This window comes from Micromonospora sp. NPDC002575 (assembly GCF_042889525.1).
Lineage (GTDB): Bacteria > Actinomycetota > Actinomycetes > Mycobacteriales > Micromonosporaceae > Micromonospora > Micromonospora carbonacea.
This window is the reverse complement of sequence record NZ_JBIARA010000009.1, coordinates 73,465-94,933: the sequence shown is the minus strand read 5'-3', so window position 1 is coordinate 94,933 and position 21,469 is coordinate 73,465. Positions and strand designations below refer to the sequence as shown.

Annotated in this window: 21 protein-coding genes; 10 read left to right on the top strand and 11 right to left on the bottom strand. The window is 72.3% G+C overall.

What is annotated here, in order from left to right:
• The first annotated feature begins 239 nt into the window (after positions 1-239).
• Positions 240-2,843 (top strand): ATP-binding protein, encoded by a 2,604-nt coding sequence (locus ACFYWL_RS15850; RefSeq protein WP_386972829.1) that lies wholly within the window; start codon positions 240-242, stop codon positions 2,841-2,843.
• Between the two features lie 7 nt (positions 2,844-2,850).
• Here ACFYWL_RS15850 and ACFYWL_RS15845 read toward each other — a convergent pair whose 3' ends face one another.
• From ACFYWL_RS15845 to ACFYWL_RS15820, 6 genes are all read right to left on the bottom strand, one after another.
• On the bottom strand, positions 2,851-3,738 hold the full coding sequence (locus ACFYWL_RS15845) for a JmjC domain-containing protein (protein WP_386973229.1): 888 nt from the start codon (positions 3,736-3,738) through the stop codon (positions 2,851-2,853).
• Positions 3,739-3,758: 20 nt separating this feature from the next.
• Positions 3,759-4,178, bottom strand: coding sequence for a lasso peptide biosynthesis B2 protein (locus tag ACFYWL_RS15840; RefSeq protein WP_386972826.1), 420 nt, complete (start codon positions 4,176-4,178; stop codon positions 3,759-3,761).
• The gene (locus ACFYWL_RS15835; protein ID WP_386972824.1) at positions 4,175-4,435 is read right to left on the bottom strand and encodes a lasso peptide biosynthesis PqqD family chaperone; all 261 of its coding nucleotides are present in this window, start codon (positions 4,433-4,435) and stop codon (positions 4,175-4,177) included. The genes ACFYWL_RS15840 and ACFYWL_RS15835 overlap by 4 nt, the downstream gene beginning before the upstream one ends.
• Before the next feature lie 23 nt (positions 4,436-4,458).
• The gene (locus ACFYWL_RS15830) at positions 4,459-6,264 is read right to left on the bottom strand and encodes an asparagine synthase-related protein (RefSeq protein WP_386972822.1); all 1,806 of its coding nucleotides are present in this window, start codon (positions 6,262-6,264) and stop codon (positions 4,459-4,461) included.
• A 116-nt stretch (positions 6,265-6,380) separates the two neighbouring features.
• On the bottom strand, positions 6,381-6,503 hold the full coding sequence (locus ACFYWL_RS15825; protein WP_386972819.1) for a lasso RiPP family leader peptide-containing protein: 123 nt from the start codon (positions 6,501-6,503) through the stop codon (positions 6,381-6,383).
• 249 nt (positions 6,504-6,752) lie between these two features.
• The gene (locus ACFYWL_RS15820; protein WP_386972816.1) at positions 6,753-7,919 is read right to left on the bottom strand and encodes an erythromycin esterase family protein; all 1,167 of its coding nucleotides are present in this window, start codon (positions 7,917-7,919) and stop codon (positions 6,753-6,755) included.
• Positions 7,920-8,301: 382 nt separating this feature from the next.
• Between ACFYWL_RS15820 and ACFYWL_RS15815 the strand changes: the two genes are divergently transcribed.
• Entirely contained in the window at positions 8,302-9,003 is a 702-nt protein-coding gene (locus ACFYWL_RS15815; RefSeq protein ID WP_386972814.1) for an AAA family ATPase, read from the top strand.
• Between the two features lie 33 nt (positions 9,004-9,036).
• Here the strand turns inward: ACFYWL_RS15815 and ACFYWL_RS15810 are convergent, their stop codons facing one another.
• A complete protein-coding gene (locus ACFYWL_RS15810; protein ID WP_386972811.1) occupies positions 9,037-9,612 on the bottom strand; it encodes a maleylpyruvate isomerase N-terminal domain-containing protein in 576 nt (191 codons plus the stop codon).
• Between the two features lie 348 nt (positions 9,613-9,960).
• Between ACFYWL_RS15810 and ACFYWL_RS15805 the strand changes: the two genes are divergently transcribed.
• On the top strand, positions 9,961-10,491 hold the full coding sequence (locus ACFYWL_RS15805) for a pyridoxamine 5'-phosphate oxidase family protein (protein ID WP_386972808.1): 531 nt from the start codon (positions 9,961-9,963) through the stop codon (positions 10,489-10,491).
• A 30-nt stretch (positions 10,492-10,521) separates the two neighbouring features.
• Here ACFYWL_RS15805 and ACFYWL_RS15800 read toward each other — a convergent pair whose 3' ends face one another.
• Positions 10,522-11,280 carry an alpha/beta hydrolase gene (locus tag ACFYWL_RS15800; RefSeq protein WP_386972805.1) on the bottom strand — a complete coding sequence of 253 codons (759 nt, stop codon included), beginning with the start codon at positions 11,278-11,280 and terminating at the stop codon, positions 10,522-10,524.
• A gap of 301 nt (positions 11,281-11,581) precedes the next feature.
• Between ACFYWL_RS15800 and ACFYWL_RS15795 the strand changes: the two genes are divergently transcribed.
• The 6 genes from ACFYWL_RS15795 (at position 11,582) to ACFYWL_RS15770 (ending at position 16,980) form a co-directional block, all read left to right on the top strand.
• A complete protein-coding gene (locus ACFYWL_RS15795; protein ID WP_386972802.1) occupies positions 11,582-12,277 on the top strand; it encodes a hypothetical protein in 696 nt (231 codons plus the stop codon).
• Complete coding sequence (locus ACFYWL_RS15790) at positions 12,274-12,627, top strand: transcriptional regulator (RefSeq protein ID WP_386972800.1); 354 nt, start codon at positions 12,274-12,276, stop codon at positions 12,625-12,627. Before ACFYWL_RS15795 ends, ACFYWL_RS15790 begins: the two co-directional genes overlap by 4 nt.
• A gap of 77 nt (positions 12,628-12,704) precedes the next feature.
• The gene (locus ACFYWL_RS15785) at positions 12,705-13,475 is read left to right on the top strand and encodes a phosphotransferase (RefSeq protein ID WP_386972797.1); all 771 of its coding nucleotides are present in this window, start codon (positions 12,705-12,707) and stop codon (positions 13,473-13,475) included.
• Positions 13,476-13,586: 111 nt separating this feature from the next.
• A complete protein-coding gene (locus ACFYWL_RS15780; protein WP_386972794.1) occupies positions 13,587-14,012 on the top strand; it encodes an Hsp20/alpha crystallin family protein in 426 nt (141 codons plus the stop codon).
• Positions 14,013-14,288: 276 nt separating this feature from the next.
• Entirely contained in the window at positions 14,289-15,965 is a 1,677-nt protein-coding gene (locus ACFYWL_RS15775; protein WP_386972792.1) for an ABC-F family ATP-binding cassette domain-containing protein, read from the top strand.
• A gap of 13 nt (positions 15,966-15,978) precedes the next feature.
• The gene (locus ACFYWL_RS15770) at positions 15,979-16,980 is read left to right on the top strand and encodes a tyrosine-type recombinase/integrase (RefSeq protein WP_386972789.1); all 1,002 of its coding nucleotides are present in this window, start codon (positions 15,979-15,981) and stop codon (positions 16,978-16,980) included.
• A gap of 4 nt (positions 16,981-16,984) precedes the next feature.
• On the opposite strand, the gene ACFYWL_RS15765 is transcribed toward ACFYWL_RS15770, so the two are convergent.
• Positions 16,985-18,691 carry an acyl-CoA dehydrogenase family protein gene (locus tag ACFYWL_RS15765; protein WP_386972786.1) on the bottom strand — a complete coding sequence of 569 codons (1,707 nt, stop codon included), beginning with the start codon at positions 18,689-18,691 and terminating at the stop codon, positions 16,985-16,987.
• A gap of 120 nt (positions 18,692-18,811) precedes the next feature.
• Here ACFYWL_RS15765 and ACFYWL_RS15760 point away from each other — a divergent pair, with 120 nt between their 5' ends.
• Positions 18,812-19,270: a hypothetical protein gene (locus ACFYWL_RS15760; protein WP_386972784.1), complete on the top strand. Its 459-nt coding sequence runs from the start codon at positions 18,812-18,814 to the stop codon at positions 19,268-19,270.
• Positions 19,271-19,289: 19 nt separating this feature from the next.
• Here ACFYWL_RS15760 and ACFYWL_RS15755 read toward each other — a convergent pair whose 3' ends face one another.
• Both ACFYWL_RS15755 and ACFYWL_RS15750 read right to left on the bottom strand, forming a co-directional pair.
• Positions 19,290-20,009: a thymidine kinase gene (locus ACFYWL_RS15755; protein ID WP_386972781.1), complete on the bottom strand. Its 720-nt coding sequence runs from the start codon at positions 20,007-20,009 to the stop codon at positions 19,290-19,292.
• A gap of 55 nt (positions 20,010-20,064) precedes the next feature.
• Entirely contained in the window at positions 20,065-21,453 is a 1,389-nt protein-coding gene (locus ACFYWL_RS15750) for an MFS transporter (protein WP_386972778.1), read from the bottom strand.
• Positions 21,454-21,469: the final 16 nt, after the last annotated feature.

The window sequence follows — 21,469 nt, the reverse complement described above, 5'->3', positions numbered from 1 at the left end:
CGTGAAGTACCGGATCAGCTCCGCCCGATTGATCTCCGGAAGGCCCCGAAGCCACGCCAGTTCCCCTGCCGAAAACACCACCCGAGTCGCCACAGCCCACCGCCCGAGCATCGAGCGTCACCGAACGGGACGGGACGCTACGACTCGACGGAGAGCTTGATCAATCTTCAGTTCCTGGCATTGTTCTGCTCTGCAAACTACGGACAGGCACATAGGCATGCGCTGATAGCATTCTGTTCGTGACGAGGCTGCCGCGTCCCGGAACCGCGCGGACCACGGCGGACTTCGTCGTCCGGATGCGGGTGTTGAAACTCTCTTCCGGGCTCTCGTACCGCGCTCTGGAGCGACGGGCGCGCGCGTCAGGCGACCAGTTGCCGGCGAGCACCATTGCGAGCACCCTCAACCGGGTCTCCCTGCCGTCCGAAGAGTTCGTGGCAGCCCTGGTACGCGCCTGCGGCGGCGACGTGACGGTCACGACGGAGTGGATCGAGGCACGCCGCGCGTTGGTCCTGAACGACGCCACGACGATGGCAATTGCCCCCGAGCAGGCGGCGACGGGCCCCGCGCCCGCGGCTGGCTCCGTCGGACAGGACCCTGGGGAGCCCGGCGGAGCCCGGTCGGACGCCTCGTCCGGACGGCAGCTCACACCTCACCTGCTGCCACCGGACTCGCCGTTGTTCGTCGGTCGGGACGACGAGGTGTCCGAGGCTGTCCGGCTGCTCCGCCACGACACCACCGGGCCGGCGACCCTGCTCGTCACCGGCCCGGCCGGTGTCGGCAAGACCACCTTCGCGGTGCGCGTCGGTCATCTGCTCGCCCCCGACTTCCCCGACGGCCAACTGTACGCCGACCTGGAAGGGCTCAGCGACGAGCCGACGGAGCCGTTCACGGTCTTGGGCGCCTTCCTGCGCGCCCTCGGCGTTCATGGCGGCTCGGTGCCCCCGGACTTGACGAGCCGGATCCACCTCTATCGCACCCTGCTGTCGAAACGGAAGGTCCTCGTTGTCTTGGACAACGCGGCGACGACGCGGCAGATCAACTCCCTGCTACCCAGCGGAGACCGGTGCGCCGCCGTCGTCACCAGCCGGACGACGCTGGGAGAACTGGCCGGCCGACGTGTGCAGCTAGGCATTCTGGACCCCGTCGCGGGGCTCGCACTGTTGCGCGGGATGCTGGGCGGGGCCCGGACCGATGCCGAGGCCGAAGCCGCCCAGTTCATCGTGCAGACCTGCGCCGGTCTTCCCCTCGCGGTGTGGGTGGCCGGCGCCCGACTGGCGGCACGGCCGCACTGGCCGCTGGCCAAGGTCGCCCGGGCGCTCGCCGACGAGCAGCGCAAGCTCGATGAGTTGGCCGTCGGCGACATCGCCGTACGGGTCAGCCTCGAGCCGACCTATCGGGGACTGACCACGACCGCACGGCAGGCCCTACGGATGATCAGTCTGCTGCCCGGGCCCGACCTCGCCGGCTGGGCACTGGCCGCTCTGCTGGACGTCAGTCTGTCCGACGCAGAGGCGTTGCTCGACGACTTGGTTGAGGTGCACCTGGTGGAGATCGGGCGGGTCAGCGCCGCCGGGCTCCGCTACCGGCTGCACGACCTGGTACGGCTGTTCGGCCGGGAGCAGGCGGACCGGGAGATCCCGCAGCAGGACAGGAGGGCCGCCTTCACTCGACTGCTCAGCACGAGCCTGCACCTCACCGATTCCGCCGCAGAGATTCTCAGCGCCGACTTTCAGGGCATGCCGCAGACCGAACTGGTGTCCTGGCGGCTGCCCCAGGCGGATACCGACCAACTGCTCGCCGAGCCGCTCGCATGGTTCGACGACGAGCGCCGGTTTCTCCTCGCCGTGGTACACCAGGCCCTGGGCGAGCCGGTTGCCGCCTCGGCCGCCGGGCTGGCCATCGCGATGACGACGTTCTTTCAGGTCGGAAGTCACTTCGACGACTGGGAACGTCTCCAGGGTAGAGCCCTTCAGGAGTGCCTACGTCGCGGTGATCGCCGCAGCGCCGCCAGGCTGCATCGCTGCCTCGGTGAACTGACCACCATCCTGGACCGGTACCCGGAGGCCACGAACCACTTCGAGCAGGCCCTCCTGCTCGCCGACGATCAGGATTCGGCCTGCCGAGCCAGCGCCACCGCAGGGCTGGCCTACGTGCATCGGCTACTGGGCCGGTACGCCACCTCGTCGGACCACTTTGCTCGGGCCGCCGACCTGGCCCGGGCTGCCGGTAACGTCAACTGCCTGGTCTACGCGACCAACGGCATCGGCGTGATCGACCTGGAGCAGGGGCGGCTGGAACAAGCCCGGCAACGATTCGACGAGTGCCTGCGGTTGAGCCGGTCCGTCGGCTACCAACCCGGCGAAGCCCAGGCCCTACGCTGCCTGGGGCAACGCCACCGCGCCCTCGGCGAGTACCGCAGCGCCGCTGACTGTTTCCGGCTGGCCGCGTCGATCAGTCACGACCTGGGCGACCGGCTCACTGCCACCCACGCCACCTGCTGGCTCGGCGACGTGTTGGTACGCCAGGGCGAGCACGCGGAGGGACGTCGGTTGCTGGCCCGCAGCCTGTGGGTCTACCGGGAGTTCGGCAACCTGTGGGGCGAGGCGGCGGTTCTCTACGCGCTCGCGGAGGCGCAGCTCGCGGCTGGTCGTCCGCAGCTGGCCCGCCGTCGCGCCCAGGCGGCGGTCGACCTGTGGCGGCAGGTTGGCTCCCGATCCTGGCTGGCGATCGCCCTCGACACCCTAACCACGGCGTGCTACCTCACCGGTGACGTGCAGGCCGCCGGCCGGTCCCAGGGCGAGGCGACGGGCCTGCGCGCGTCGGCGGAGCGCGCCGAGCGCTGACGGCGCCTCAGCGGACGTCACGACGGTCGTGGGTAGGTGACCGGCCCTCCTGCATCGAATCCTCCTCGACCATCTCGAGCAACCCGTCGATGTCGAGCTCGTCCATGGCCGAGGCAAGCTCACGGGCGACGGCCGCCGCCCGGGCCCCGCGCTCGTGGAGCGGCCCCTCCTCCAGCCTGGTCTTGACGCGCAGCAAGGCGCGTTCGAACATTGCGAGCGCGAGATCCTTCGTCTCCGGCTCCTGGATGACGAACGACACATGGGTGCTCGTCTCACCGGTCGCCTGTGCCGTGTGCGCCACGCCGGGCGGCAGGTAGAGCGCCTGGCCGCGGCGGAGGGTGACGGGTGTGACGTCGGCGTCGGGACCGCCGGTGGGGAGGAATCCGGTCGACCACCAGTGTGCGGGAACGGTTCGCTCCACATGCCAGTTCTTCGAGCCGGCGATCTGCACCGCGATGACGTGCTGCCCGTCGCGGTGCCAGGTCAGCCCAGGGCTGTTGGCGGGGGTGTGGAACACGGTGGAGCTACAGGTGGCACGCAGCGCTGACGAGATGTGCGTGGCGATCGTGGCTAGCGAGTCGATCCAGTGATGCGCCTGGTAGAGCATGACAGTCGCCCCGCTGGCCACCAGGGACCTGGCCTTCGCCCTGTCCAGGAACCCGGTGTCCCCACCCGTCTGCCCGACGGTGACCTCGTGATCGGGGATCTGCCGGCCGCCCCGGGCGAACGACACGTACGGCGGTCGCAGTATCCGCTCCTCCAGCAGCCGTTCGACGGCGATCTGGTCCAGGACAGCCAGTAGGGGCGGTGAGATCGACATCGGAGCGGTCCGGCGTCCCCAGGCCGCTTCGATGCGCGAACTCTCTGTGGTGAGCAGGCTGAGCCCGCCTGACATCGACACCGTGCCGACTCCCATCACGATCGCGGTCGAATGACTACCATTCGGTGAAAGTGGGCGAGTTGCTCGACGTCCTCGTCCACCGGCAAACCATTCACCTGGACCCAGGCGTGCGCCCGGAAGGGCTCCGTCCGCACTCCCACGCACCACTCCGGCCAGGTGCCGCACAGGCGGCACAACAACGCGGTCGCTATCGACCTCTGTAGACACCACGGGCCCGTGCACAGCACGCTGCTGAAGACGACGGCGTTGCGGGCCCGACGGGCCTCGTCCAGGCTGCTCGCCCGCGCACCGAAGCGAAGGACCGTGAGCAGCCCGAACTGCCCTCCGGGCGGCAACCTCGCGACGGCCCGGGCCGCGAGCACCGCGAGCCTTGCGAGCGGCCGTATCCACAGCGGCGGCGCGAAAGCCCGCTCGTTGACGACGGGCGCGCTCATCGGGTGATCAGCCGAGCAGTGTGTAGTTGCCGCACCAACTCCTGTACGTCGGAGATGGTGTGGTCCTTCGCGTCGGGGTACTTCTCCCGAAGCCGGCTTGCCGCCGACTCAAGGCTTTCGCCGCTGAGCAGCAGTCGAAGCACCTCCGACCCCGTCCCGTTCAGTTGCCAGTACCGTCCGGTGCGTTTGTGTAGGAACACCATCCCGTCCTCGGACTCGATCATCGTGACGAACGGGGAAAGGGCGATGTCTGTCATTGAGATCCTCCTGATTCGACGATTCAGCCCAGCCGCTGGTCGATTCCAGGCGGCAGGCAACGCAGCCACGCCTCGCAGGCCAGGGTGCTCTCAAGCGGGTTGATGTTCGCCGCGTCCGGCATGATCGCGGAGAGCACCTGTCGGAAGCGTCCACGATCGATCAGGCCAAGCGCAACGAGCCGCGACTCCTCGCACATTTCCCGCATCTTCGCGAGATTGCGCTTCCGGCCGACGTACGTGTCGAGAGTGAAATGACCCTTGGTGGTGCGGTCGAAGACGAAGCCCGGCACGGTTCCGCGCAGGGCGGCGACCAGGACGGGCTTTGTTCGTCCCGTCACGTAACGGTCCGACAGTCGAACAGCCAAGGCAGCCTCGACGACTCGATCGTCAAGGAATGGGGCTTCGAAACTGACGTCGAAGCGTGCCCCGACTGCGCTCGCGCACCGGGTGATCGCGCCGTTGAGGACGACCGAACGCAGCATCTCGTGGTGCGCCGGGATCGGTGAGAGCGGCTGCGGATGAGTCTTCGCCGCCGTGCGCATCGTCTCCCGAACCAGCTCGGCGCCTTCACGGGTGATCCAGGGGGGAAGCCGCGGTGTGGGCTCCCAACCCACCTGCGACTCGAAGTTCGGCCGCGCGTCAAGCTCGTCGGCGCATCGGTGAAGCCAGACGGAGTAGTCCGGAAAGGGGCGGACCGCCCGTAGCGTCGTGCCGATCGACCAGCGTCGCATGGCTCGAATCGCACGGATCGACCGCAGCGATCCGATGAGGTCGCGCTGGGCGATCGCGTTCACGTAGGTTGCCCCGGTGGCCGCCAGTTCGTCGCTGCCGTGCCCCTGCATGTGTCTGCTGACCCCGTGCGACGCCATGATACGGGCGACGTCCACCATGTGACTCATCGTCGCGATGAACGGCGGTGGTCCGTCGACGTCGAGGTCGTCGCGATCCGGCGAGTCGTAGAACAGGGACGCTGTGCCCTGGTCCAGGACGATGTGCTCGGCATCGGGCAGGGCGGCCATGGCCCGGCCGGCGATGGCGTCTTCGGGATTCGCCGGATCCATGCTCTGCCTGCGGATCGTCACGAGCCGCAGGTCCTGCTCTGCGGCGACGAAGCAGAGGCTCGTCGAGTCCATCCCCCCGGACAGGTCCGCGCCGATGACCGACGACATGCCCGATCGGGCCGCGACGGCGGTGAACAGCGCCTCTCGGAAGCCGCCGGCGGCTGCGGCGATGGGGAGGTCCGGCTCCGGTGGGGTCCACCAGCGCGTGGCTTCGGCGGTGCCGTCAGGATTCAGGCGAAGGTAGTGCGCGAAGGAGACCGAGTCGACTTCCCGCCATACGCTGCGCTCGTTGAGGGGCCACGGTGGGGCGTAGGCGAGCAAACTCATCGCCACCTGCTCCTCGGCCAGGGTCAGCCGTCGCAGCTCTGCCAACGCGGATATTCGGTTCGCCGCCACCGTGACGCTGGCGATCGATGTGTGGAAAATCTGACGCGCAGTGGAGAGGCTGCCCTGGGCCCGGACGACACCACCGACGGAGGCAACCAGGTGGAAGCAGCCCGCTATTCGTTGCGCGGCCCTGTCGAGATCCCGTAGGTCCCGGACCTTCGCGAGATGGGCCGACAGTTCCTGTTCGGTGGTCCGCGCGGAACCGAGGAGCACCAGCCTCGACGGGCCGGATTGGGCGCAGATCGCGGCGTCGGCCGGCCAGCGCCCCACCAGCCAAGGACGGCCGGAATGGTGATGGAGCGTGTTCTTTCGGTACTCCGCAGGAAGCCGGGAGAATACCTCGTCGGCGACGGGGTGGTCCGGCAGGACGACGAACTCCATGGGTCGGTTCCCCACTATTAGATGGTCTACCACTGACAGCCGGGATTGGTGCACCGGTTGCGGTCGTCGGCGACGGGAGTACCGTTCGCCGCCGACGACCGAACCAGGTCAGGGACTTAGCCTCCGAAGGTGCCGAGCAGGTCCGGCAGCCAGCCCTGGTTCACCCAGCGGGTCTTCTCGGAGAACCCCCCGATCTCGACCAGCATGGGCGCCTCGTAGTACGTCTCGGTCGTGTCCATACTTCACACCTCCTTTCCATCTGGGTCGATCCCGATGCATTCGAGGATGTCTGCCGCCGCGTATCGCGGGCAATACTCGGAACCGTCCGAGACCGTACGGAACGCCTGCGTACACCGTCGAACAGCCGCCTAGGAGGGGTTTCACGATGGGGCGGCGAGGTCATCAGGCCCGAAAGTCCACCGGCCCTGGCGTCGATGCTCGGTCGGGCGATGCCTACGCCTTCCTGCCTGGGACGGTCGCGGGCCGTGTCAAGCGGGCCAACCCAGTTCGAGGGCCTGGCTGAGGAAGACCACGCCGTCGATCATGTCGAGCTGGGCCGGGTCCAACGGGACGTAGGCGAAGTCCTGGCAGATGCGCGGGGCGGTCGTGGTGACCTCCCGGGCCAGGCGGTGTCCGTCGATGAGGGACTCGTCCCACGGGAGAGTGGCCAGGATGCCCTCGACGGTGTCCGGTGGCGGGACGTCGTCGCCGACGGCGCCGAAGGCGGAGGCCAGGAAGGCGTACCGGTCGCCCAGGCGGGCCGCGGTGATCGCTCCCGCGCCCCACATCTGGATCTGTTGGTCGCCGAGCGCCATGCGGCTGCGGTGGCGTTGCAGGTGGAGGTTGTGGGCGAAGACCAGCGCCGGGCCGTGCGCGGCGACGGCACGCAGGTTCGCGGCCATCATCGCGTCCCGCAGCCCCGACAGCCGGGAGATCCGGGCCGCGCCGGTGTCGGCCATCGCATGGTGGTAGCGGAGCAGGCCGACGGCGGTACGCCCGTACAGTTGCGCCCTCTCCCGGTCGCGCGCGCCCAGCTGCGGCAGCTGCGTGTCGAGCAGCGCCACCAGGTCGTCGGCGATCACCCGCAGCCGCTGGGCGTCGGCGGACTGGCCGATCGACCGGGACGGGTCCATGACGGTGGCCTCGTCCGACCAGCGCTCGTCCGGGCCGAGGAGCGCGTCGAGGGTTTCCCGGGTGCAGGGCAGCGGGCCGTCGAGGAGGCCGTGCAGGGCGGTGAGCGCCTCGCGTGGGCTTGCCGCCCAGTATTCCAGCGGGCCGTCGATCCCGAAGAACCGCAGCTTGTCATCGCGGGCCTCGTTGTGGGCGCGCATCCAGCGCACGAGCTCGCGGTTGGCCGGTGACGCGCCGAAGCCGTGGCTGAAGCCGCGGGTCATGACGTCGTCGAGGTCACCGACGCCGGTCGCGATGTGATCGTCGACCACGAGGCCCATCAGGCAGTCGCTCTCGATGGCGAACGACCGGTAGCCCTCGTGTTCGACCAGGTGCCGGAAGATCTCGTTACGCAGCTCGCCCAGCTCCCCCACGAAGTGCCGGGCTTCGCCGAGGCCGAGCAGCAGGGGGCGGGCGGGCAGGGAATGCAGGAACGCCGAAATGGCGGCCCCGTCGAGTTTGCGGGCCATGTTCCGGATAGTCATTCCCTCAACCGTATCGTTGAACGAACGGTGTGGACTTTTCCCCGAAACCAGCAGCTCTCGTCAGGGAAAACCTTCTAACAGTGGGTCGCGCCGAGGACAGAACTGACCGCTTTTGGTGCCGCCCGTGCGATGGGCGTCGCCGGTCGGGCCTCGGCCGACGACCGCGCCGACGCCGTCGGTTATGGTGGGGGCATGGGTTGCTCCGCCGCCATGAACATCCGCACCGCCGCTCAGCGGCGGTATCGCGGTTGCCCGTAACCGCAGCCGGATCTTCGGCCCACCGGGGCCGACGCCAGGCGTACCGCCGGATCAGTGTCCCGCCGGCAGCCACCCGAGTCCCGCTGTGCTGCCGGATCGCCCTGCGTATTCGGGGAGCAGATCCATGCCACAGCGGTTCCCACCGGAGCACCACGGTCGCGGGTCGGAGACGTTCCCCGCCGGCGGCGACAAGCGGGACGAGGCCGCCACGGACGCGAAGCCGGACCACGAGGCGCGCCCCGGGCCCGCCAGGCTTTTCCTGATGGTCGGGCTTCCCGGCGCTGGCAAGACCACCCGGGCCAAAGAACTCGCCGGGGCGCACCGCGCGTTGCGGCTGACCCCGGACGAGTGGATGATCCCCCTGTTCGACGGATCGCAGCCCAAGGGCAAACGCGACTTGCTGGAAGGGCAGCTCATCGGGCTGGCCCTGCAGGCGTTGCGCCTGGGCACGAACGTCGTGCTCGACTTCGGGCTCTGGAGCCGAGACGAACGGTCGGCCCTGCGCTGGCTGGCGACATCGGCGGGCGCGGCCCCCCACGTCGTCTACCTACCGATCGACAGGGACGTCCAACGCGCACGGATCAGCCACCGCCAGGCAACCGCACCGCACACGACGTTCCCGATGAGCGAGGCGGACATCGACACGTGGCGCAAGCAGTTCCAGGCGCCAGACGCCGCCGAACTCGGCGGCGGCCGTATCCCCGGCCCACCAACGCGGTGGCGGGGCTGGCCGGAGTGGGCCGCGCACCGCTGGCCCACGCTGGCCCACGGCGACGCCTCCGAGGCGCAGCGACGACGGCCATCACCTCTTGCGCAGGGATCGTGATCGCCGGGCCAGGTAGCTGATCGGCCGGCGTGCTCAGGGCAGCGCGGCCTGCCACGTCCACGAGGTGCGGCGGGGTCGTCCGTCGAACTCGGCCCGCCCGGTCATCCACAGCAGCACCTGGGCCGGCGGGCCGGGCGGGGCGTCGGGGAACAGCCGGGCCAGCACGGCGGCGGCGAGCCCGGCGGGCGGCTGCCAGTCGACGCGCAGGCCCCGGGTGATGTCGTGGGTGTGCAGCAGGGTCTCCGCCACGCCCATGGCGGCGAATCCGGCCGGGTCGCAGGGGCCGAAGTGCCAGGCCCGCAGGTCCGGGTCGGCCGCGTCGACGGCGGTGGCGAGCAGGCCGCCGCAGGCGGCGACGACGGTGAGCACCTGGGCGGGCGTCGCGGTGGGGGAGACGCGCAGGTCGAACGGCAGGTAGCCGTCTGCCGGCCGACCGGCCAGCTGCCCGGCGTACGCGAGCAGGTCGTGCGCCACGTGGGCCGCCGTGGTCCAGCAGCTCCACTCCAGCGTGCCCGCCGGCGCCGTCCAGTCGGCGTCGGCGTGTGGCCCGAGGACGTCACTCATCCCGTCGATCGCGGCGCGTACGTCCGCCCCACCCGTGTGCGTCATGGCCCGACCGTGCCAGCCAGCGCCCCCACCGACAAGCCAGCCAATTATCGGATTACCGGTAACACCAATACGTAAATTAGATGCCGCAAAAGGGGTAAACCATCAGCACACCATAATGACAGTTATGTGCGGGATGGAGCCGGCGGGTAACGACGTGGAGCGTGGGCTGACGGCGGCGCCACGGGGCCGGGCATCCTGCCGATGATCACCGGGGCGGTGATGTCCGCAAGGCAGAGGAGGAAACATGACACAAGCTGTCAGGGTTTGGGGCGAGTATGGCTTTCACCGGTCGGCGTCGACCGCGCGGACCGGGCACCACGGATAAAGATGAGATGGACAAGGACCTCCATGCGCGAAACTTCAGCAGATCTCCAGGAGCTTCAGGCCCTCCTGGACGTCTCCCTCTCCCGCTCCACCTCGCACCTCCGCTCGATCATCAATGCTGAAAGAACACTGACCGCGGAGCAGCTCACCCAGGTCCTCACCGGCATGCGCACCCTCGCCTTGTCCACCGTGACGGCGAAGGGCGAGCCACGGATCAGCGGTGTGGACGGGCACTTCCTGCACGGGAAGTGGCACTTCGGCACGGCGCGCAACGCCGCCAAGGCGCGCCATCTCGCGGCGCGGCCCGCCGTCAGCGCCGCGCATATGCGCGGTGAGGACCTGGGCGTGTTCACGCACGGCAAGGTGGAGGTCCTCAACCCCCAGGACGGCGAGCCGGCCGCGGACTGGCCCGACCTGCTCGCGTACTTCAAGGACTTCTACGGCGACGACTCCTTCGACTGGGAGAACGAGGTGGTCTACTACCGCCTGCATCCGCACTGGATGACCGTCTACGCCCCCGACTTCGCGAGGCTCACTGCGGCGTCCCCGTCCTGATCCGCGGCCCGGGCTACGTCGGGACCAGCCTTACGCGTCAACTGGGGCGAGCCGGGACAGCAGATGCCGGGCGAAGAACCGGGCCGCGTCCTCCCCGGCGAACTGCGGGACACCGGTGTGTCCGCCCATGTTGGCGTGCAGCGTCTTCTCCGTGGAGCCGAAGGCGTCGAACAGGTCCAGGGCCGCCTGCCGGTCGTTGCCCTCGTCGTCCCACTGCAGCAGGACGTGCAGCGGAATGGTGACCTGTCGGGCCTCCTCGAACATGGCGCGGGGCACGAGGCTCCCGGCGAAGAGGCCGGCGGCCACGATGCGGGGCTCGACCACCGCGAGCCGGATGCCCACGGAGATCAGCCCGCCCGAGTATCCGACCGGGCCGCCGATCTCGGGCAGCGACAGGAGGGCGTCCAGGGCGGCCCGCGATTCCGGGACCGCCCTGTCGACGAGCGGGAGGACGAGGGCGTCGACGATCTCGTCGCTGACCGGCCCGCCGGCCGCCATGGCCCGGCGCAGGTCGGCGCGGGCCTGCTCGGCGGCGGCCCACCGGGGCCGGTCACCGCTGCCGGGGAGCTCGATGGCGGCTGCGGCGAAGCCGTCCGCCGCGGCGTGCCGGGCCCGGGCCACCAGGCGGGGGTACATCGTGCGCAGTCCGAGCGGGGGGTGGCCGAGCAGGATCAGCGGGACCGGCGCGGGTGCGGATACGGGCGTCCAGAGGATGCCGGGGATGTCGCCGAGGGTGAACTCGCGTTCGGCGACGCCGTCGTCGAGGCGCTGTTCGGTGGTGAATCGCATGGTCGTGCCTTTCGGGAGTGCTCGCAGCGGCGCTCCCGGGCGACCTATCGCCCGACCGTGACCCCAGAGGGGAGCACCCATGTCGAAACGTTCACGGGTACCACCTCCTCGGTCTCTCGCACGGCCTCCCGAAAGGTATCAGCGGCCGAGGCAAGCGCCCAAACGGGTTTCGCGCACGGCGCGCTGCGCCGGGTCGCGCGAGGGCGGCACGGTTGTCGGCTGGCCGCCGCGTGCAGGCGTCGCCGGAAGAAGCCCCGGTTCCGCACTAGCGCCAATAGGTTTGCTGTGGAAACCTATTGGCATGACTACTGAGCCGGTCGCTGCCGCTGGCGACCCCCGCCGACTGCTGTCCGACATTCGCTCCCTGGCGCACCAGGTGCGCCTCGACCAACGGATGACCTGGGTCGCCCTGCTGGTGCTGGGCGTGGTGACGCTCCTCGGAATCCCGTTCGACTGGCTCGGCATGAAGGCGCACTGCCACCCCGACACCAGCTGCGAGTTCGCTCGGCGGGGCGTGCTGTTCTACTGGCCCCCGGCCCTCCTGCTGGCCTACACGGGGATCGCCGTCTGCTACGTGCGGGCCGCCCGGTCACGGGGCCTGGGCGCCCGGGCGGTGCCGTACGCCATCGCCGGCGCCGCGACGACCGTCGTGTTCACCGCCGCGTGGGTGGCCGCAGCCCTGTACTTTCCGCATCACCCGCTGCCGGAGCAGCCGCTGCCGTACTGGTGGTTGCTCCTGGACCGGCTGGTCTCACCCTGGAGCATGATCGGGATCGCGTTGGTGGTGCTGGCCCGGATCGAGCGCAACATCGGGCTGCTGCTGTTCACCCTCGCCTACCTGGCCCTGGTCCTGCTGGTGCTGCCGATGAACGAGGGCTGGGGACCGGCAGGCTGGGGACTTGAGGCCCGATTCGCCGTGCCGCAGGTCGTCAGCGGCGCGCTGCTGCTGCTCGGCGCGGCCGGGTTCCTCCGCGCAGCCCGCAGGCGGCAGCGGTGACGGCGACGACCGGCACTCCGGACCCGGACGCAGGGCACCCGGCCAGCGGGCTGGACGAGGTGGTGCACCAGCGGGCACGGCTGGGCATCCTGACCATCGCGCACGAGGCCCGGCGGGTCGAGTTCGGCTACCTGCGCACCCACCTCGAGCTGACCGCCGGCAACCTCTCCAAGCACCTCAGCGTGCTGGAAACGGCCGGCCTGATCGAGATTGAGAAGGGCTACGAGGGACGACGCGGCCGTACCTGGATCACCCTCACCACCGCCGGAGCCACCGCCCTCGCCGACGAGATCGCCCGACTCAAGCAGCTCATCGCCCGCGTCGAGACGACCAACGGGCCGCGACATTGAGCGGACCCGCCTCTTCGGACAGTGCGCGTGCGCGGCGGGGGCAACCGGGTCGCTTGCCCGTGCGCGAGGATGGGACCGTGGACCAGGAGCAGCGATTGGCCGGCGGCAACACCGGCGGCGCGGTCCGCGTCGGCGACACGGTGCGGCGTACGCCGGGGCCGTGGACGCCGTCGGTGCACGCGCTGCTGCGGCACCTGGAGGCGGTCGGCTTCGACGGGGCGCCACGGGCGCGGGGCTTCGACGAGCAGGGCCGGGAGGTCCTGTCGTTCCTGCCGGGGGAGACGGTCGGCGTCACCCGCCCGTGGCCGGCCTGGGCGCACAGCGACGACGCGCTGCGTCAGGCCGCGCGGTGGCTGCGGGCACTGCACGCCGCGGTGGCGGGCTTCGTGCCGCCCGCCGGGGCGCGGTGGCGTGAGGGCGGCGCCTGGCGGCCGGGGCTGATCGTCGGGCACAACGACGCGGCCCCGTACAACGCGGCCTGGGCCGACGGGCGGCTCGTCGGGTTCTTCGACTGGGACTTCGCCGCCCCGGTCACCCGCGAGTGGGACCTGGCGTTCACCGCGTTCGCGTGGGTGCCGCTGCACGCCCGGCACGTGGTGGCCGCCGAGGGGTTCACGGCGTTCACGGACCGGCCCCGGCGGCTGCGGCTGTTCCTCGACGCCTACGGTCACGCCGGGCCGGTGGGGCCGTTCGTCGAGGTGGTCCGCCAGCGGGTGGCCGCCTCGGCCGAGGGCGTCCGCCGCACGGCGGCGGCGGGCGACCCGGCGTACCGGATGATGGTCGGCCACGGCGTCGACGCCGCGCTGGAGACGGCGGTGCGGGAGCTGGCCGGCTTTCCCGCCGGGTGAGGCGGCGTCGGGTTGACACGGCTGGCGGTGCGCGCTATCAAGGAACCAGGAACTTGAGTCACCCAGACTCAACTCGACGCCTTCGGCCAGGAGAACCGAGGAGGAACCACGATGTTGATGCGCACCGACCCGTTCCGTGAGATCGACCGGCTCGCCGAGCAGTTGCTGGGCACCAACTCCCGTCCCGCCGTGATGCACATGGACGCCTACCGCGACGGTGACTACTTCTACGCCGCGTTCGACCTGCCCGGGGTGGACCCGGACAGCATCGACTGCACTGTCGAGCGCAACGTGCTGACCGTCCGCGCGCAGCGCCGCCGCCCGACCGGCGACAACGTCGAACTGGTCGCGGCGGAGCGCCCCATGGGCACGTTCAGCCGGCAACTGTTCCTCAGCGACACCCTCGACACCGACCACCTCGAGGCGGGCTACGACAACGGGGTGCTGACCCTGCGCATCCCCGTGGCCGAGCGGGCCAAGCCCCGCCGGGTGGCCATCGCCACCGGCGGCAACGGCCACCGGCAGATCGACGCCTGACCCACCCTCGACACCTGCGGCCGGGGCGCCCGCCGCCGGGCCCCCGACCGCACCCCCGCCGCCGCCCACACCCGGTAAACCGGTCGCGGGCGGCGGCGGGGGGATGCCAGACTCGACGGCGTCCCCTGCCGCCGAGACACCGGAGCCGACCAGCACATGTGATCCCGCAGGCCGCGGCCGGGCCGACCGCCCCGCCGCCACGCGCACCGACCGGCCGTCCGTCGTGGGCGTCCCGGCCCGCCTGCCGTCCCGCGGAGGTTCACCGTGTTGAAGGCCGTGTCCGTCAGCTTGCAGTACGACGCCGAGCCGCTGTTCACCGGCGTCGACCTCATCGTCAACGCCGGCGACCGGGTCGGCCTCGTCGGCCCCAACGGCGTCGGCAAGTCCACCCTCCTGCGGGTGCTCACCGGGGCCGAGCCGCCGTCGACCGGGCACGTCGCCCTCGCCCCCGGCACACGGATCGGCTACTTCGCCCAGCAGCCGCCCGACCCGACGGTCACCGTCGGGGAGTTCCTCGCCGCCGGCCTCGGCGACGTGGGCCGGCTCGACCGGCGGCTACGGACGCTGGAGCGGCGGCTGGCCGGCGGGGACACCGCCGCGCTGGGCGCCTACGGCGAGGCGCAGGACCGCTTCGCCGCCCTGGACGGGTGGCGGGCGCAGGCCCGGCTGGCCGAGGTCCGCCAGCGCCTCGACGTGGCCGGCCTGCCCGACGACGCGCCGCTGCACCGGGTCAGCGGCGGCGAGCAGGCCCGGCTGACCCTGGCCCGGGTGCTGCTGGACACCCCGGACCTGCTGATCCTCGACGAACCGACCAACCACCTCGACGCCGACGGCATCGCCTGGCTCGGCGGCTGGCTCGCCGCGTTCGGCGGCGGCGTGCTGGTGGTCAGCCACGACCGGGCGTTCCTGGACCGCACCGTCACCCGCGTCGTCGAACTCGACGGCATCCACGACACGCCGCAGACGTACACCGGCGGGTACACCGCCTACCGGGCGGAGAAGACCCGCCGCTGGCAGCGGCTGCTGCTGGACTACGAGGCGCAGGAGAAGGCCCACCAGCGGCTGCTGGCCGACATCGCGCGCACCAGGGAACACGCGCGCGGGGTGGAGCTGACGGTGCGCCGCGGCCTCGGCGCCGACCAGGCGCGCCGCTACGCGAAGAAGGTGGCGCGCAAGGCCACCGCGCGGCAGCGGCGGCTGCGCCGGCAGATGGACTCGCTGCGGTGGCTGGCGCAGCCGCAGACCCGCCCGACGCTGACCCTGACGTTGCCCGACCCGGCCGGGGACGACGGCCGGGAGGTGCTCGCCGCGCGGGGCCTGGCCGCCCGCGTCGGCGACCGGACCCTGTTCGCGGGCGTGGACCTGCGGCTGCGCGCCGGTGACCGGGTGCTGCTCACCGGCGACAACGGCGCCGGCAAAACCACGCTGCTGCGGCTGCTCGCCGGCCTGCGCGACCCCGACGCCGGGGAGGTCACCCGCGGCGCGCCGGTGGCGCTGCTGCCGCAGACCCACGACGCGCTGCGCACCGACGTCCCGCTGCTGACGTGGTTCCGCTCCCAGGTGCCCGTGTACGTCGACGAGGCCGAACGGCTGCTCGACGCGCACCTGTTCGGCCCGGAGCAGTGGGGCCAGCCGCTGCGGCTGCTGTCGGCCGGGGAGCTGCGCCGGCTGGTGCTGGCGGTGCTGGTGAACGGCCCGGCGCGGGTGCTGCTGCTCGACGAGCCCACGAACTTCCTCGACTTCGACTCCCTCGACGTGGTGCAGGAGGCGCTGCGCGCGTACCGGGGCACGGTGGTGCTGGTGACCCACGACGTGTGGTTCGCCGACGCGGTCGGCTACGACCGGTGTTGGCGGGTCAGCGGCGGCGGGGTCGGCGACGAGCCGGCCGGCGGCGGGCGGCCGGGCCGGGAAACCCCTCGGGCGCGCCTCACCGCCGATGCGCACGAAGGCTGAGAACCTTTCACCCATGCTTCGTCCCGAGTTCCCGGTGCTGCCGCGTGGCGTGGCCCGTCCGGCCCTGCGCGGGGCCGGTCCGGGCGACTTCACCGAGGCGTGGCTGCGTAACCGCCGGTTGTCCGAGCACACCCGCGACGCCTACCGGCGGGACGTGGCGGGCTGGCTGGCGTGGTGCCGGGCGCGGGAGCTGGACCCGCTGCGGGCGAACTTCCTCGACGTCAACGCCTACGGCCGGGAGCTGGAGGCCACCCCGGCGGCGCGCAGCGGCCGGCCGTTGACCCCGGCGACGGTGGCCCGCAAGCTGTCGGCCCTGTCGAGCTGGTACGACTTCCTGGTCAAGCTGCGGGCGGTGGAGGCGAACCCGGTGACGGCCGCCGACCGGCCCCGCGTCGACCGGGACCACTCCTCGACGGTCGGGTTGACCCCGCAGGAGGTGGACGCGCTGCTGGCCGCCGCGCAGGCCGAGACGGGGCCGACGGCGGCCCGCAACCGGGCGGCGGTGGCGCTGCTGGCCGACCTCGGGTTGCGGGTGGGGGAGCTGGTGTCGCTGGACGTGGCCGACCTGGGCGCGGAGCGGGGGCACCGCAGCGTCCGGTTCGTCGGCAAGGGCGGCAAGCCGCGGCGGCGGGCGCTGACCCCGTCCACGGCGCACGAGGTGGACGCCTACCTCGCGCAGCGGGCGGCGGCGCGGGGGGTGGGCGTCCACGAGGTGACCGGGCCGCTGCTGGTCACCGCGACCGGCGCGCGGCTGGACCGGCACTCGGTGTTCCGGCTGGTGCGGCGGCTGGCCCGGGTGGCGGGCATCCCGGCGTGGGAGAAGCTGTCGCCGCACTCGCTGCGGCACGCGTTCGCCACGACGGCCCGCGCGGAGGGGGTGCCGTTGGAGGACGTGCAGGACGCGATGGGGCACGCCGACCCGCGGACCACCCGCCGCTACGACCGGGACCGACACAACCTGGACCGCGACCCCGCGTACGCGATCTGGGCGGCGCGGGCGCGGCGGCGCGCCTAGCTGCTCAGCAGAGCAGGTCGAGGTGGCGGTGCGCGTCGGCGGAGATGTCGGCGTGGCGCAGCCGCCGCCGCGCCCACAGCTCGGCGGCGACGCGGGCCTGCTCGTCGCCCCACGCGGCGTGCTCGACGAGCAGGGCGCAGGTCAGCGCCGCCGCCAGGCGCAACGCCAGCGCGCGGGCGCCGGCGACGACGCCGGTGGCGCGCGGGTCGGCGACGACGTCGGCGAGGGCGGCGGTCAGCTCCCCGGTGACGTCGGCGAGGGTGTCGGCCAGGGCCGGCGACAGCGGCCGGGCCAGGTCGACGGCGGCGGCGAGGCGGCCCAGCAGGGGCGCGTCGGCGTTGTCGCGGGCGACGGCGCGCAGCACGTCCAGGGCGAGCACGTTGGTGGTGCCCTCCCAGATCGGCAGGACCTGCGCGTCGCGCAGCAGCCGGGGCACGCCGGTGTCCTCGACGTAGCCGGCGCCGCCGAACGCCTCCACGTACTCGCTGGCGCAGGCCACGGCGAGGCGGCCGGTGGCGAGCTTCGCCAGGGGCGCGACGACCCGCAGCTCGGCGGCGGCGTCCGCGTCGGCGGCGGCCTCGACGCGGCCGAGCAGCGCGAACGCGTGCCCGGCCAGGGCGAACGCGGCGGCGGCGTCGACGGCGAGCGCGCCGAGGGTGGCCCGGTGCAGCGGGCTGTCGGCGAGGCGGCCCCCGGCGACGGCGCGGGCGGTGGCGTAGGCGCGGGCGTAGTCCAGGCCGCGGCGGATCCCGCCGGCCGCGGCGGCGGCGTTGTGCACCCGGGTCACCACCACCAGGGTCATCGCCCGGGCCAGGCCGGGCACGTCCGGGTCGCCCAGCGGCAGCGCATACGCGTCGGTCAGGCCGATCTCGGCGGTCGGCAGCGCCCACGTGCCCAGCTTGTCCTTGAGCCGGTGCACGGTGACGCCGGGGGCGGGCGAGTCGGCGGCGACGGTGACCCCGGACAGGGGCGAGTCGGCGGCGTAGCGGGGCACCAGGAACGGGGCGAGCACCCGGCTGCCCCGCCCGGCGCCCTCGGGTCGGGCCAGGGCCACCGCCATCGGCGCGTCGGCGGCGGAGCAGAACCACTTCTGCCCGGTCAGCCGCCACGACCCGTCGGCGGCGGGCCGGCCCACGGTGCTGGAACCGGACAGGTCGGAGCCGCCCTGCGACTCGGTCATCCACTGCCCGGACACGATCGCCGTGTCGGGGTCGGTGGAGGTCAGCCGGGGCAGCCACGCGTCGCGCACGCCCGCGTCGACGTCGGGCAGGCTCAGCAGCGCCGCCGCCCCGTCGGCCATGGCCACCGGGCAGGAGAACGTGGCCGACTCCGGCCCGTACAGGTGCAGCAGGGCGTGTTGGACGACCCGCGCGCCGGCCCCCCACCGCTGCCGCGCGGACACCTGGTAGGGCAGGGCGACCACCGCGTGGCGGGCGGCGGCGGCGCGTTGGGCCTGCCAGCCGGCGGAGGTGTCGATGCGGTCGACGCGCGCGCCCCACCCGTCGTAGCGGACCAGGACCGGCGGGTGGGCCTCGGCGTCGGCGTGCGCGGCGCGCAGCGGCCCGGCCACGTCGGCGGCCAGGTCGACCAGCCGGGGCTGCGCGGCGTCGTGCCCGGCGGGGCCGAGCAGGCGGCGCAGCCAGGACCGCAGCAGCCGGTCACCGGTGTACGGGTCGCCGGGGGTGGGCACCGGCTGCACGTAACGGGTCATCGTCGCCTCGCCTCCGCAGGGTCGCGTCCGTGTGCCGCCGACCGTAGACGATGCGGCCGGGCGGGGCGACCCGGGGCGAGTGCCTGCGCGGCGGCGGCGGGTGGGCCTACGGTCGACGTGATGGGCAGTGGGCAGCAGTGGACGCGGCCGGCGCGGCGGGGCCGGCCGGCGCGTACCGGTCTGCTGGCCGCCGGCGCGGGCCTGGGGCTGTGCCTGGTGGGGGTGGCCGGGCTGGGCGCGTGGAACGTGCAGATGCTGGCCGGGGCCGGCGACCAGGTCCGCGACAGCGCCGACGGGTTCCTGCGGGAGGTCGCCGCCGGCGACGTGGAGCGGGCCTACGAGCGGCTGTGCGCGCAGTCGCGCAGCCGCTGGAGCGCGGTCGGTTTCGCCGGCTGGGTGCGCACGCCGCCGGTGGTCACCGGCTACGAGATCGTCGACGTATCGGTGCGCACCAAGGGGGGCCGGCCGGCCGGGACGGTGCGCGCGCGGCTGACCCGCGACGGCGGCGCGGGCGAGGAACGCACGGTGCCGATGGCGCAGGAGGACGGCGACTGGCGGGTCTGCGGTGACCCGTTCTGACCCGCTGCCGCCGGCGCGGTCAGTCGCGGGGGCCCAGCTCGCCGGCGCGGTAGTGCCGCCGGCACAGCACCTGGTAGCGCACGTCGGCGGTGTCCACGGTGTCGCCGATGACGACCTGTTCGCCCTCGCGCACGACCCGGCCGTCGATGACGCGGGCGTTGAGCAGCCCCTCGCGGCCACACCAGCACAGCACCTCGACCTGGATGCGGGCGACGGAGTCGGCGAGTTCGAACAGCCGTCGGGCGGCGGGGAACAGGCAGGACCGGAAGTCGGTGGCCAGGCCGAACGCGTACACGTCGACGTCGTAGTTGTCGACGAGGTCGGCCATCTGCTCGACGTGTTCGAGGTTGTAGAAGGACGCCTCGTCGCAGATGAGGTAGTCCACGCGCACCCCCTCGGCCCAGGCGTCGTTGACCAGGTCGCGCAGGTCGAGGCCGTCGGTGACCTCGATCGCGGCGTGGGCCAGGCCGATGCGGGTGGTGACCTGCGGGCCCAGGGACCGGTCGATGCGGGTGGTGACCAGGCCGCGGCGGCCCTGCCGGGCGTGGTTGTGGTTCATCTGCAGGGCCATCGTGGACTTGCCGCAGTCCATCGGCCCCCAGAAGAACCTCAGGGCGGCGGCGTGCAGCGGCCGGCCGTCGGCGCCCCGGGTGGCGGCGCAGCCGCGGCGGGGGTCGTCGTCCGGGCCCGGGAGGGGCCGGGCCAGGCAGATCGGGGTGGCAGCGGCGTCGTCGGTCACGTCGGGGCAGCCTAGTCGATCGATGCTCGTCGATCATTTTGGTGCGTGGGCGGCCCTACAGCACCCTCGGGGGAGTGTTGCCGGCGGCGACGATCGCGCGGCGGATCGGCACGGCGGCCAGCAACGCGAACCCGACCACGAAGAAGATCAGCAGGGAGACCAGGCCCACCCGGTAGGACGCCGTGAGCTGGAACACCAGCCCGAACGCGAGGGGCCCGAGCCAGCTGGTGCCCTTGTCGCTGATCTCGTAGAAGCCGTAGTACTCGCCCTCCTTGCCGGCGGGGATGAGCTGGCTGAACAGCGACCGACTCAGCGCCTGGCTGCCGCCGAGGACCAGCCCGATGGCCCCGCCGAGGATCATGAACGGCAGCGGCGCCTCGGCGGGCAGCCGGAACGCGGCGACGATCACCCCGGTCCACAGCACGAGGCTCAGCAGCACCGTCTTCCACGCCCCGATGCGCCGGGCCAGCGCGCCCAGGCCCAGGGCCCCGCCGAAGGCGAGGAACTGCACCAGCAGGATGGTGGTGATCAGGGTGCTCTGCCCCAGCTTCAGCTCCTCGGTGCCGTACTGGCTGGCCAGGGTGATCACGGTCTGGATGCCGTCGTTGTAGACCAGGAACGCCAGCAGGAAGAACAACGTCAACGGGTACGCCTTGACCTCGCGCAGGGTGCGGCCGAGCTGCCGGAACCCGTCGGTGAGCACGTTGCCGCCGCCGGCCGACGCGGCGGCGGCGGGGCGCTCGCGTAGCCAGCGCAGCGGAACGAGGGTGAACGCCGCCCACCACACCCCGGCCGACACGATCGACCAGCGGGCCAGGTCCAGGGTGCGCTGCGGGTCGCCCTCCTCGGTGAGCATGGTCACCGCGACGAGGTTCGCGGCCAGCAGCAGCCCGCCGCCGAGGTAGCCGATGGCCCAGCCGCGGCTGGAGATGCCGTCGCGTTCGTCGGGCCCGCCCAGCTGCGGCAGGAACGAGTTGTAGACCACCACGGCCGCGCCGAAGGCGATGTTGGCCACCAGGAACAGCGCCCCGCCGAGCAGGTACCGCTCGCCGGTGACGAACGCGAACGCGATCGTCGCCCCCGCGCCGGTGAACGCCGCCGCGCCCAGCAGCCGCTTCTTGTGCGCCGACCGGTCGGCCACCGCGCCGACCACCGGCAGCACGAACACGGTCAGGAACACCGACAGGGAGATCAGGTACGGGTAGTAGGAGCCGGCGGCGACCCGGATGCCCAGCGGGTGCACGTACCCGTCGCAGCGGTCGGCGCCCAGCTCACAGCCGGCGGCCAACTCGGTGACGGTGGTCAGGAACGGGCCGAGGAACACCGTGATCACCGTCGTCTGGAACGCCGAGTTCGCCCAGTCGTAGAGGTACCAGCCGCGCCGCTCGCGGGCGGTGCTGGCAGGCGGCGGGGTCGCCACGTCGGGGGTGACCGTCTCGGCCATCGGTTTCCTCCGCCGG

Bases quoted from the DNA above. Each gene is read 5' to 3' on its own strand.
- ACFYWL_RS15845 (WP_386973229.1), bottom strand. From the start codon at position 3,738: ATGTCAGGCGGGCTCAGCCTGCTCACCACAGAGAGTTCGCGCATCGAA.
- ACFYWL_RS15840 (WP_386972826.1), bottom strand. From the start codon at position 4,178: ATGAGCGCGCCCGTCGTCAACGAGCGGGCTTTCGCGCCGCCGCTGTGG.
- ACFYWL_RS15835 (WP_386972824.1), bottom strand. From the start codon at position 4,435: ATGACAGACATCGCCCTTTCCCCGTTCGTCACGATGATCGAGTCCGAG.
- ACFYWL_RS15830 (WP_386972822.1), bottom strand. From the start codon at position 6,264: ATGGAGTTCGTCGTCCTGCCGGACCACCCCGTCGCCGACGAGGTATTC.
- ACFYWL_RS15825 (WP_386972819.1), bottom strand. From the start codon at position 6,503: ATGGACACGACCGAGACGTACTACGAGGCGCCCATGCTGGTCGAGATC.
- ACFYWL_RS15820 (WP_386972816.1), bottom strand. From the start codon at position 7,919: ATGACTATCCGGAACATGGCCCGCAAACTCGACGGGGCCGCCATTTCG.
- ACFYWL_RS15815 (WP_386972814.1), top strand. From the start codon at position 8,302: ATGCCACAGCGGTTCCCACCGGAGCACCACGGTCGCGGGTCGGAGACG.
- ACFYWL_RS15810 (WP_386972811.1), bottom strand. From the start codon at position 9,612: ATGACGCACACGGGTGGGGCGGACGTACGCGCCGCGATCGACGGGATG.
- ACFYWL_RS15805 (WP_386972808.1), top strand. From the start codon at position 9,961: ATGCGCGAAACTTCAGCAGATCTCCAGGAGCTTCAGGCCCTCCTGGAC.
- ACFYWL_RS15800 (WP_386972805.1), bottom strand. From the start codon at position 11,280: ATGCGATTCACCACCGAACAGCGCCTCGACGACGGCGTCGCCGAACGC.
- ACFYWL_RS15795 (WP_386972802.1), top strand. From the start codon at position 11,582: ATGACTACTGAGCCGGTCGCTGCCGCTGGCGACCCCCGCCGACTGCTG.
- ACFYWL_RS15780 (WP_386972794.1), top strand. From the start codon at position 13,587: ATGTTGATGCGCACCGACCCGTTCCGTGAGATCGACCGGCTCGCCGAG.
- ACFYWL_RS15770 (WP_386972789.1), top strand. From the start codon at position 15,979: ATGCTTCGTCCCGAGTTCCCGGTGCTGCCGCGTGGCGTGGCCCGTCCG.
- ACFYWL_RS15765 (WP_386972786.1), bottom strand. From the start codon at position 18,691: ATGACCCGTTACGTGCAGCCGGTGCCCACCCCCGGCGACCCGTACACC.
- ACFYWL_RS15760 (WP_386972784.1), top strand. From the start codon at position 18,812: ATGGGCAGTGGGCAGCAGTGGACGCGGCCGGCGCGGCGGGGCCGGCCG.
- ACFYWL_RS15750 (WP_386972778.1), bottom strand. From the start codon at position 21,453: ATGGCCGAGACGGTCACCCCCGACGTGGCGACCCCGCCGCCTGCCAGC.